General features: G+C 61.3%; 10 protein-coding genes. 6 read left to right on the top strand and 4 right to left on the bottom strand.

The annotated features are described in order from the left end of the window. Positions 1 to 37 precede the first annotated feature (37 nt). The 4 genes from infA to trxB all read right to left on the bottom strand — a co-directional run bounded on the left by infA (position 38) and on the right by trxB (position 2838). Positions 38 to 256, bottom strand: a complete 219-nt coding sequence (gene infA / locus HU811_RS19740; RefSeq protein WP_002553999.1) for a translation initiation factor IF-1 — start codon at positions 254 to 256, stop codon at positions 38 to 40. A 100-nt stretch (positions 257 to 356) separates the two neighbouring features. Beyond that, positions 357 to 1064, bottom strand: coding sequence for an arginyltransferase (locus HU811_RS19735; RefSeq protein ID WP_092399185.1), 708 nt, complete (start codon positions 1062 to 1064; stop codon positions 357 to 359). 57 nt (positions 1065 to 1121) lie between these two features. Continuing rightward, on the bottom strand, positions 1122 to 1802 hold the full coding sequence (gene aat, locus HU811_RS19730; RefSeq protein WP_092455592.1) for a leucyl/phenylalanyl-tRNA--protein transferase: 681 nt from the start codon (positions 1800 to 1802) through the stop codon (positions 1122 to 1124). 76 nt (positions 1803 to 1878) lie between these two features. Further along, positions 1879 to 2838 carry a thioredoxin-disulfide reductase gene (trxB, locus tag HU811_RS19725; protein WP_186657606.1) on the bottom strand — a complete coding sequence of 320 codons (960 nt, stop codon included), beginning with the start codon at positions 2836 to 2838 and terminating at the stop codon, positions 1879 to 1881. Between the two features lie 318 nt (positions 2839 to 3156). Here trxB and HU811_RS19720 point away from each other — a divergent pair, with 318 nt between their 5' ends. From HU811_RS19720 to cysG, 6 genes are all read left to right on the top strand, one after another. Next, positions 3157 to 5562 (top strand): DNA translocase FtsK, encoded by a 2406-nt coding sequence (locus tag HU811_RS19720; protein WP_092399181.1) that lies wholly within the window; start codon positions 3157 to 3159, stop codon positions 5560 to 5562. A 58-nt stretch (positions 5563 to 5620) separates the two neighbouring features. Continuing rightward, a complete protein-coding gene (gene lolA / locus HU811_RS19715; protein WP_186657604.1) occupies positions 5621 to 6244 on the top strand; it encodes an outer membrane lipoprotein periplasmic chaperone LolA in 624 nt (207 codons plus the stop codon). Between the two features lie 173 nt (positions 6245 to 6417). Beyond that, positions 6418 to 7743: a replication-associated recombination protein A gene (locus tag HU811_RS19710; protein WP_186657602.1), complete on the top strand. Its 1326-nt coding sequence runs from the start codon at positions 6418 to 6420 to the stop codon at positions 7741 to 7743. After that, positions 7740 to 8114 carry a fluoride efflux transporter CrcB gene (gene crcB / locus HU811_RS19705; RefSeq protein ID WP_047227715.1) on the top strand — a complete coding sequence of 125 codons (375 nt, stop codon included), beginning with the start codon at positions 7740 to 7742 and terminating at the stop codon, positions 8112 to 8114. Before HU811_RS19710 ends, crcB begins: the two co-directional genes overlap by 4 nt. A 15-nt stretch (positions 8115 to 8129) precedes the next feature. Continuing rightward, a complete protein-coding gene (gene serS, locus HU811_RS19700; protein WP_092455131.1) occupies positions 8130 to 9410 on the top strand; it encodes a serine--tRNA ligase in 1281 nt (426 codons plus the stop codon). Then, on the top strand, positions 9411 to 10805 hold the full coding sequence (gene cysG / locus HU811_RS19695; protein ID WP_092399173.1) for a siroheme synthase CysG: 1395 nt from the start codon (positions 9411 to 9413) through the stop codon (positions 10803 to 10805). Positions 10806 to 10911: the final 106 nt, after the last annotated feature.

Raw genomic sequence — 10911 nt, 5'->3', positions numbered from 1 at the left:
AACGCCCGGCATCAGCCGGGCGTTTTGTATTGACTTGTTAGCGAGCGCGGTAAGTGATGCGCCCTTTGCTCAAGTCATAGGGCGTCAGCTCGACGCGCACTTTGTCACCGGTAAGAATACGAATGTAGTTCTTGCGCATCTTGCCGGAGATGTGCGCGGTTACGACGTGCCCATTTTCCAACTCCACACGAAACATGGTGTTGGGCAGGGTGTCGACGACAGTGCCTTCCATTTCGAAGCTGTCTTCTTTCGACATGCAGTAAAGCCCTCGGTATCCAGTGAATGGCCCGGTGCAACTGCGCCAGGCAAAAGCGGCGTGCATTGTGCCCGAAAAAGGGGGTTTAAGCCAAGGGGTTCTAACTGAGGACGACCCATCTCTGGTTAATCAGCAATTCGATGGGGCGATATTGGGTCTTGTAGTTCATTTTTTTGCAGTTTTTGATCCAGTAGCCCAAGTACACCGCTTCCAGCCTCAGGCGCCGGGCTTCGTTGATCTGCCAGAGAATGGCAAACCGCCCCAGGCTGCGCCGTTCTTCGTCGGGCTCGTAGAAGGTGTACACCGCCGAAAGCCCGTTGGGCAGCAGGTCTGTGACGGCGATGGCCACCAGTCGCCCTTCGAGGCGGAACTCATAGAAGCGGGAAAAGGGCAGGTCGCGGACCAGAAAGGTCGAAAACTGATCACGACTGGGTGGGTACATGTCGCCGTCGGCGTGGCGCTGCTCGATGTAGCGCTGGTACAGATCGAAATACTCTTCGCTGAACTGCGGCTTGGCTGGTCGGACCTGAAGATCGGCGTTGCGCTTGAAAATCCGCTTCTGCTGGCGATTGGGTACAAACTGAGCCACGGGAATGCGCGCCGGAACGCACGCATTGCAATGTTGGCAATGGGGCCGGTAGAGATGATCGCCGCTGCGACGGAAGCCCATCTCCGACAGATCTGCGTAGACATGCACATCCATGGGCTGGCTAGGATCGAGGAACAGCGTCGTGGCCTGCTCCTCGGGCAGGTAACTGCAAGAGTGGGGTTGAGTGGCATAAAACTTCAAGCGCGCCAACTCGGTCATGATCAACCCTCGGGAGTAAGCTTTGGATTAAGTGTAAGCCAGGAGCGCCATTGTCGCTCAGCAAACCCAGGTTGCGTGATTGGGCTGGTCCAGATGCGCCTTGAGGTAGCCGGCAAACTCAGCCCTTGGGATCGACCGGGCGCCCAGGCTGTGCAGGTGTTCGGTGGGCATTTGGCAGTCGATCAGCACGAAACCGGCCGCTTTGAGATGTTGGACCAGGGTGGCGAAGCCGAATTTCGAGGCGTTGTCGGCCCGACTGAACATGGATTCGCCGAAAAACAGTTGCCCCATGGCCAGGCCATACAGGCCACCCACCAACATGCCTTGGTCCCATACCTCCACTGAATGGGCGAAACCGCGTCGATGCAGCTCCAGATAGGCGGTCTGCATGGCCTCGGTGATCCAGGTGCCGTCAGCATAGTCCCGGGGCGCGGCGCAGGCCTCGATGACAGCGGCAAAGTCCTTGTCGAACGTCACGGCATAGCGTTGCTTGCGCAGGAGCTTGCCCAGGCTGCGCGATACATGCAGTTCGTCGGGAAACAGTACGGTGCGTGGATCCGGTGACCACCACAAAATCGGCTGGCCTTCGGAGAACCACGGGAAACAGCCGTGGCGATAGGCCCGGATCAGCCGATCGGCGGACAGGTCGCCACCGGCGGCCAGCAAGCCGTTGGGGTCGCTCAGGGCTTTGGCCAGTGGCGGAAAATCGAACGTGTTGCGTTGTAGCCAAGTCAGCATGGTCATCCGGGCGTGCAGAAGGGGAGGGCGGCTCTTGTGCGCAGACGCAGACAAGAGCCCGCCTAAAGGTTAACCGTCAAGCCACCGGAATGTCATCGAGATACTTCTCGGCGTCGAGTGCGGCCATGCAACCGGCGCCGGCCGACGTAATGGCTTGTCGATACACGTGATCGGCCACGTCGCCGGCGGCGAACACACCTTCGATATCGGTTGCAGTGGCATTGCCCTCGCTGCCGCCGCGGACGATCAGGTAGCCGTCGCGCATTGTCAGTTGGCCCTGGAACAACTCGGTGTTGGGTTGATGGCCGATCGCGATAAACACACCGGCCAGGGACAAGGTGCTGGTCTGGCCAGTCTCACTCTGGCGCAGACGCACGCCGGTCACGCCGCTGGCGTCGCCCAGCACTTCATCCAGATTCTGGTTCCAGTGCAGTTTCACATTGCCGTGGCTGGCTTTTTCGAACAGCTTGTCCTGCAGTATTTTCTCTGCGCGCAGTTTGTCCCGGCGGTGAATCAGGTGGACCTCACGGGCGATGTTGGACAGGTACAAGGCCTCCTCAACCGCCGTATTGCCGCCGCCGACCACCGCCACCACCTGATTGCGGTAAAAGAATCCGTCGCAGGTTGCGCAGGCGGAAACGCCTCTGCCGGCGAAGGTCTGCTCCGAGGCCAGGCCCAGGTATTGAGCTGAAGCGCCGGTAGCAATGATCAGTGCGTCGCAGGTGTAGGTGCCGCTGTCGCCGATGAGCTCGAAAGGGCGCTGTTGCAACTTGGCGGTGTGGATATGGTCGTAGACGATCTGCGTGTCGAAGCGTTCGGCGTGGCGTTGCATGCGTTCCATCAGCACTGGACCGGTCAAGCCCTCGACATCGCCGGGCCAGTTGTCGACTTCGACGGTGGTGGTGAGCTGGCCACCGGCCTGCAGGCCAGTAATGACAACGGGTTTGAGGTTGGCACGGGCGGCATAGACAGCGGCGCTGTATCCCGCGGGACCGGAACCGAGAATGATCAGGCGTGAATGCTTCACTTCGCTCATAAAAACACCTCATAAGCCTTTGTCACGAAAGAGAATGCATGCTCCAATTGACGCCAGCACAGCTGGATTTTGGCTATGCTGTAGCCCATCGTGCGGGCAATGCCTTGGGGCTGACAAACCCGTACAATGCTTGAGTTTTGAACGCAGGAGAGGCAAAAGATCAAAATCTTCGGCAACACCTGCGGTTTTCTGGATGCACGTCACAGTGGTAAAAGTAGTACCGGTTGTGCACATTCACTTTTTTGCCTGCTCGTGATGAGCAGTTTTTTATAGTCATTCAACAGATGGACGCGCCTTTGGCGCAGGAAAAGAAGCGTTTTGAAGAAATCCACCGCAGCACCTAAAACAGTCGTTCCGCTCTGGCGCCAGCAATTGCACTACCGGCTCAAGGAAGGTGCGTTGATCGCCATCGGCGCCTTGTGCCTGTTCCTGATGATGGCCTTGCTGACTTATGGCAAGGACGATCCGGGCTGGAGCCACAACAGCAAGATCGACGATGTGCAGAATTTCGGCGGTCCGGCCGGTTCCTACAGCGCCGACATCCTGTTCATGGTGCTGGGCTATTTCGCCTACATCTTTCCGCTTTTGCTGGCGATCAAGGCCTATCAGATTTTCCGTCAGCGCCACGAGCCCTGGCAGTGGAGTGGCTGGCTGTTTTCCTGGCGCCTGATCGGCCTGGTGTTCCTGGTGCTGTCGGGCGCCGCGCTGGCCCACATCCATTTCCACGCACCCACCGGCTTGCCGGCCGGAGCGGGCGGCGCGCTGGGGGAAAGTCTTGGCGAGCTGGCCAAAAATGCCCTGAACATCCAGGGCAGCACGCTGCTGTTCATCGCCCTGTTCCTGTTTGGTCTGACGGTGTTCACCGATCTGTCATGGTTCAAGGTGATGGATGTCACCGGCAAGATCACTCTGGACCTGATCGAGCTGATCCAGGGGGCCATGAATCGCTGGTGGGCGGCGCGCACCGAGCGCAAGCAACTGGTGGCGCAACTGCGCGAGGTGGATGACCGCGTCCACGACGTGGTGGCCCCGACCGTCACGGACAAGCGCGAGCAGGCCAAGGTCAAGGAACGCTTGATCGAGCGTGAGCAGGCCCTGAGCAAGCACATGTCCGAGCGTGAGAAACAGGTGCCGCCGGTCATCACCATGGCTCCGGCCAAGGCGCCGGAGCAGAGCAAGCGCGTACAGAAAGAGAAACAGGCGCCGCTGTTCGTCGACAGCGCAGTGGAAGGCACCTTGCCGCCGATCTCGATCCTGGACCCGGCCGAAAAGAAACAGCTCAACTATTCCCCCGAATCCCTGGCGGCCGTCGGCCATCTGTTGGAAATCAAGCTCAAGGAGTTCGGCGTCGAGGTTTCGGTGGATTCGATCCACCCGGGTCCGGTGATTACCCGTTACGAAATCCAGCCGGCCGCCGGCGTGAAGGTCAGCCGTATCGCCAACCTGGCCAAGGACTTGGCGCGTTCTCTGGCCGTGACCAGCGTGCGCGTAGTGGAAGTGATTCCCGGCAAGACCACCGTGGGCATCGAGATTCCCAACGAAGACCGGCAGATCGTGCGCTTCTCCGAAGTGCTCTCCACCCCTGAATACGACAACCACAAGTCGCCGGTCACCCTGGCCCTGGGCCACGACATCGGCGGCAAGCCGGTCATCACTGACCTGGCGAAAATGCCGCACCTGCTGGTGGCCGGTACCACCGGTTCCGGTAAGTCGGTGGGTGTGAACGCGATGATCCTGTCGATTCTGTTCAAGTCAGGTCCCGAAGACGCCAAGCTGATCATGATCGACCCGAAAATGCTCGAGTTGTCGATCTATGAAGGCATTCCGCACCTGCTGTGCCCGGTGGTGACCGACATGAAGGACGCCGCCAACGCCCTGCGCTGGAGCGTCGCCGAGATGGAGCGCCGCTACAAGCTGATGGCGAAGATGGGCGTGCGCAACCTCTCGGGCTTCAATGCCAAGGTCAAGGAAGCCGAGGAGGCCGGTACGCCGTTGGCCGACCCGTTGTATCACCGCGAGAACATCCACGACGAAGCGCCGCTGCTGCACAAGCTGCCGACCATCGTGGTGGTGGTGGACGAATTCGCCGACATGATGATGATCGTCGGCAAGAAGGTCGAAGAGCTGATCGCTCGTATCGCCCAGAAGGCCCGTGCCGCTGGTATCCACCTGATTCTCGCGACGCAGCGGCCGTCGGTGGACGTGATTACCGGCCTGATCAAGGCCAACATTCCGACCCGCATGGCGTTCCAGGTGTCGAGCAAGATCGACTCGCGGACCATCATCGACCAGGGTGGCGCCGAGCAGTTGCTGGGCCACGGTGACATGCTCTACATGCCGCCGGGCACCAGCCTGCCGATTCGTGTGCACGGTGCGTTCGTGTCCGACGATGAAGTGCATCGGGTCGTTGAAGCCTGGAAGCTGCGGGGCGCCCCTGAATACAACGACGACATCCTCAACGGTGTCGAGGAGGCCGGCAGCGGCTTTGAGGGCAGCAGCGGTGGTGGCGATGACGATGCCGAAACCGATGCGCTCTATGACGAAGCGGTGCAGTTCGTCCTGGAAAGCCGCCGGGCCTCGATTTCCGCCGTTCAGCGCAAGCTCAAGATCGGCTACAACCGTGCCGCACGCATGATCGAGGCCATGGAAATGGCCGGGGTCGTCACGGCGATGAACACCAACGGTTCGCGCGAAGTACTGGCGCCGGGCCCGATGCGCGATTAATGACCTGAGCGGCCTGGCGACACGCCGCTCGACCTCCCACGACTTCAAGAGGACTCCCATGCGCCTGATTCGCATGTTGCTGTTGCCCGTACTGGCCCTGACCACCTTGTCGGCCCATGCCGATGAAAAGGACGTGGCCCGCCTGACCCAGTTGCTGGAACGGTCCCAGACCCTGACCGCTCGCTTCTCCCAACTGACCCTCGACGGCAGTGGTACCCAGTTGCAGGAGACCGCGGGTGAGATGGCCTTGCAGCGTCCGGGCCTGTTCTATTGGCACACCGATGCACCGGCTGAACAACTGATGGTGTCCGATGGCAAGAAAGTTTCGCTGTGGGACCCGGACCTGGAACAAGTCACCATCAAGACCCTGGACCAGCGCTTGACCCAGACCCCGGCGTTGCTGCTCTCCGGCGATGTTTCCAAGATCAGCCAGAGTTTCGACATTAGCTCCAAAGAGGCCGGCGGCGTGATTGACTTCACCCTCAAGCCCAAGACCAAGGACAGCCTGTTTGACAGCCTGCGCCTGTCATTCCGCAATGGCCTGGTCAACGACATGCAACTGATCGACAGTGTCGGCCAGCGCACCAATATTCTGTTCACCGGGGTCAAGGCCAACGAGCCGATCGCCGCGTCCAAGTTCAAGTTCGACATCCCCAAGGGTGCTGATGTAATCCAGGAATAAACACAAAGCCCCTGTGGGAAATGGCCTGTAGGAGCAAGGCTTGCCCGCGATTGCATCGCCTCGGTCTACCAGACGCACCGAGGTGTCTGTATCGCGGGCAAGCCTTGCTCCCACAGATCTGCTCCGGCAGAGAGGATCGGCACCAGGACCCAGCGGAGGTTGTGTAAGTAGTGATGGACCTGTTTCGAAGCGCCCCGATTGCCCAGCCATTGGCCGCCCGCCTGCGCGCGACCAACCTGGATGAGTACGTCGGCCAGGAGCATGTGCTCGCTCGCGGCAAGCCTCTGCGCGAAGCGCTGGAGCAGGGCGCGCTGCATTCGATGATCTTCTGGGGGCCGCCGGGCGTGGGCAAGACCACCCTGGCACGGCTGCTGGCAGAAGTTTCGGATGCCCATTTCGAAACGGTTTCGGCGGTGCTGGCCGGGGTCAAGGAAATCCGCCAGGCGGTGGAAGTCGCCAAGCAGCAGGCCGGGCAGTACGGCAAGCGCACCATTCTGTTTGTCGATGAAGTGCACCGTTTCAACAAGTCGCAGCAGGACGCGTTCCTGCCCTACGTCGAAGACGGAACGCTTATCTTCATTGGCGCGACCACCGAAAACCCTTCGTTCGAACTCAATAACGCCTTGCTGTCCCGGGCGCGGGTCTATGTGCTCAAGAGCCTCGACGAGGCGGCGATGCGCAAGCTGGTGCACCGGGCGCTGACCGAGGAGCGCGGCCTGGGCAAGCGCCAGTTGAGCCTCAGCGACGAAGGCTTCCAGATCCTGTTTTCTGCCGCCGACGGCGATGGTCGGCGCTTGCTCAACCTGTTGGAAAACGCCTCGGACCTGGCCGAAGACAACAGCGAGATCGGCGTTGAACTGCTGCAAAGCCTCTTGGGCGATACCCGTCGACGCTTCGACAAGGGCGGCGAAGCGTTCTACGACCAGATTTCGGCGCTGCACAAATCCATACGCGGCTCCAACCCCGACGCCGCCTTGTACTGGTTTGCGCGGATGATCGACGGCGGTTGCGATCCGTTGTACCTGGCGCGCCGAGTGGTGCGCATGGCCAGCGAAGACATTGGCAATGCCGACCCCCGCGCCCTGAGCCTGTGCCTGGCGGCCTGGGATGTGCAGGAGCGCCTCGGCAGCCCGGAAGGCGAACTCGCCGTGGCCCAGGCCATCACGTACCTGGCTTGCGCGCCAAAGAGCAATGCGGTGTACATGGGCTTCAAGGCCGCGATGCGCAGCGCCACCGAGCACGGTTCCCTGGAAGTGCCGCTGCACCTGCGTAACGCGCCGACCAAACTGATGAAGCAATTGGGCTACGGTGATGAATACCGTTACGCTCACGACGAACCGGACGCCTATGCCGCCGGCGAAGACTATTTTCCCGAAGAACTCGACCCCCAGTCGTTCTATCAGCCGGTGCCCCGAGGCCTTGAACTGAAGATCGGCGAAAAACTCAATCACCTGGCACAACTGGACCGTCTGAGTCCAAGGCAACGGAGAAAACCTTGATCCCCTTGATCCTCGCAGTCTCCGCAGGTGGCGTCGCCGGCACGTTGTTGCGCTTTGCCACCGGCAATTGGGTCAACGCAAATTGGCCACGGCACTTCTATACCGCCACGCTGGCCGTTAATATCGTGGGCTGTCTGCTGATCGGCGTTCTATACGGTCTGTTTTTGATTCGCCCCGAGGTGCCCATCGAGGTGCGCGCGGGGCTGTTGGTCGGCTTTCTTGGCGGCCTGACGACTTTTTCATCCTTTTCACTGGATACGGTACGCCTGCTGGAAAGCGGGCAGGTGCCGCTGGCCCTGGGCTACGCGGCCATCAGCGTATTCGGCGGGCTGCTCGCCACCTGGGCCGGCCTGTCCCTGACCAAACTTTGATAACGAGAGACCGACATGCTCGATTCCAAACTGTTACGTAGCAACCTTCAGGACGTAGCGGACCGCCTGGCATCCCGTGGCTTCGCCCTGGACGTCGCGCGCATCGAAGCGCTGGAAGAACAGCGCAAGACCGTCCAGACCCGCACCGAAGCCCTGCAGGCTGAACGTAACGCGCGCTCCAAATCCATCGGTCAGGCCAAGCAGCGCGGCGAAGACATCGCACCGCTGATGGCCGATGTCGAGCGCATGGCGGGTGAGTTGAGTGCCGGTAAGGTCGAGCTGGACGCGATCCAGACCGAACTGGATTCGATCCTGCTGGGTATCCCCAACCTGCCGCATGAATCGGTTCCGGTCGGTGAAGACGAAGACGGCAACGTCGAAGTGCGCCGTTGGGGCACGCCGACAACCTTCGATTTTCAGGTTCAGGATCACGTGGCCCTGGGCGAGAAGTTCGGCTGGTTGGACTTTGAAACCGCCGCCAAGCTGTCGGGCGCTCGCTTTGCTTTGTTGCGTGGGCCAATTGCCCGTCTGCATCGCGCCCTGGCGCAGTTCATGATCAACCTGCACGTCACCGAACACGGTTACGAAGAAGCCTACACGCCTTACCTGGTTCAGGCGCCAGCCTTGCAGGGCACTGGCCAGTTGCCGAAGTTCGAGGAAGATCTGTTCAAGATCAGCCGCGAAGGCGAGGCCGACCTGTACCTGATCCCGACCGCCGAAGTGTCGCTGACCAACATCGTGGCCGGCGAGATCGTCGACGCCAAGCAACTGCCGATCAAGTTCGTTGCCCACACGCCGTGCTTTCGCAGTGAAGCCGGGGCGTCGGGCCGTGATACCCGCGGCATGATCCGCCAGCACCAGTTCGACAAGGTCGAGATGGTCCAGATTGTCGAACCGTCGAAATCCATGGAAGCGCTGGAAAGCCTGACCGCCAACGCCGAAAAAGTCCTGCAGCTGCTGGAGTTGCCGTACCGCACCCTGGCGCTGTGCACCGGCGACATGGGTTTCAGTGCGGTGAAGACTTACGACCTGGAAGTCTGGATTCCGAGCCAGAACAAGTACCGCGAAATCTCCTCGTGCTCCAACTGTGGCGACTTCCAGGCCCGCCGCATGCAGGCGCGTTTCCGCAACCCGGAAACCGGCAAGCCGGAGTTGGTCCACACCCTCAACGGCTCCGGCCTGGCCGTGGGCCGCACCCTGGTGGCGGTACTGGAAAACTACCAGCAGGCCGACGGTTCGATCCGGGTGCCCGACGTGTTGAAGCCCTACATGGGCGGCATTGAGGTCATCGGTTAAATGGACTATTTGCCACTGTTTCACAACCTGCGCGGCAGCCGCGTGCTGGTGGTCGGCGGCGGCGAGATTGCCTTGCGCAAGTCTCGCCTGCTGGCCGATGCCGGTGCAGTGCTGCGGGTGGTCGCACCGCATATCGAGGCGCAACTACTTGAGTTGGTCAGTGGCAGCGGTGGCGAATGTGTCCTGCGTGGTTATCTCGAAACGGACCTGGACGGTTGCGGCCTGATCATTGCCGCCACCGACGACGAGCCGCTTAACGCTCAGGTGTCGGCCGATGCCCACAAGCGCTGCGTGCCGGTCAACGTGGTGGACGCACCGGCCCTGTGCAGTGTGATCTTCCCGGCGATTGTCGACCGCTCGCCGCTGGTGATCGCGGTGTCCAGTGGCGGCGATGCGCCGGTGCTGGCGCGGTTGATCCGGGCCAAGCTGGAAACCTGGATTCCTTCGACCTATGGGCAACTGGCCGGACTGGCGGCGCGTTTTCGCAGCCAGGTCAAGGGGCTGTTCCCGGATGTGCAGCAACGCCGGGCGTTCTGGGAAGAGGTGTTCCAGGGGCCTATCGCTGACCGGCAGCTGGCCGGGCAGGGCGCCGAGGCCGAGCGCCTGTTGCGTGAAAAAATTGCCGGTCAGGCGCCGAATGCACCGGGTGAGGTCTATCTGGTGGGCGCAGGCCCTGGTGATCCGGACCTGCTGACCTTCCGCGCCTTGCGGCTGATGCAGCAGGCGGACGTGGTGCTTTACGACCGTCTGGTGGCGCCGGCGATCCTTGAGCTGTGCCGGCGCGATGCCGAGCGGATCTACGTCGGCAAGCGTCGCTCCGAGCACGCGGTGCCCCAGGACCAGATCAACCAGCAATTGGTCGACCTGGCCCGGCAAGGCAAACGTGTGGTGCGGTTGAAGGGCGGTGACCCGTTCATCTTTGGTCGTGGCGGTGAAGAAATCGAAGAGCTGGCGGCCCATGGCATCCCGTTCCAGGTGGTTCCGGGTATCACCGCGGCCAGCGGCTGCGCAGCCTACGCCGGGATCCCGCTGACCCATCGCGATTATGCCCAGTCGGTGCGCTTCATCACCGGCCATCTGAAGGACGGCACCAGCGACCTGCCGTGGTCGGACCTGGTTTCCCCGGCCCAGACCCTGGTGTTTTACATGGGGTTGGTGGGGCTGCCGATCATCTGCGACGAGTTGATCAAGCACGGTCGCTCGGCGGACACACCGGCGGCGCTGATTCAGCAAGGCACCACCTCCAACCAGCGGGTGTTCACCGGCACTCTGGCGGACTTGCCGCGGTTGGTGGCCGAGCATGAGGTCCATGCGCCGACGCTGGTGATCGTTGGGGAAGTGGTACAACTGCGTGAAAAACTGGCGTGGTTTGAAGGGGCTCAGGGGCAGGTCTAGAGACCGCGTCGCGCCCTTCGCGAGCAAGCCCGCTCCCACATTGATCGCGTTCAGCCGAAGAATTGAGGCCTACGCCGATCCAATGTGGGAGCGGGCTTGCTCGCGA

The organism is Pseudomonas tehranensis, from assembly GCF_014268615.1.
Taxonomy (GTDB): Bacteria; Pseudomonadota; Gammaproteobacteria; order Pseudomonadales; family Pseudomonadaceae; genus Aquipseudomonas; species Aquipseudomonas tehranensis.
The sequence above is the reverse complement of the archived record's forward strand: the minus strand, read 5'-3'. Positions and strand labels throughout refer to the sequence as shown.

Excerpts from the sequence above, each read along its gene's own strand:
- infA (WP_002553999.1), bottom strand. The coding sequence starts at position 256 with ATGTCGAAAGAAGACAGCTTCGAAATGGAAGGCACTGTCGTCGACACC.
- HU811_RS19735 (WP_092399185.1), bottom strand. The coding sequence starts at position 1,064 with ATGACCGAGTTGGCGCGCTTGAAGTTTTATGCCACTCAACCCCACTCT.
- aat (WP_092455592.1), bottom strand. The coding sequence starts at position 1,802 with ATGCTGACTTGGCTACAACGCAACACGTTCGATTTTCCGCCACTGGCC.
- trxB (WP_186657606.1), bottom strand. The coding sequence starts at position 2,838 with ATGAGCGAAGTGAAGCATTCACGCCTGATCATTCTCGGTTCCGGTCCC.
- lolA (WP_186657604.1), top strand. The coding sequence starts at position 5,621 with ATGCGCCTGATTCGCATGTTGCTGTTGCCCGTACTGGCCCTGACCACC.
- HU811_RS19710 (WP_186657602.1), top strand. The coding sequence starts at position 6,418 with ATGGACCTGTTTCGAAGCGCCCCGATTGCCCAGCCATTGGCCGCCCGC.
- serS (WP_092455131.1), top strand. The coding sequence starts at position 8,130 with ATGCTCGATTCCAAACTGTTACGTAGCAACCTTCAGGACGTAGCGGAC.
- cysG (WP_092399173.1), top strand. The coding sequence starts at position 9,411 with ATGGACTATTTGCCACTGTTTCACAACCTGCGCGGCAGCCGCGTGCTG.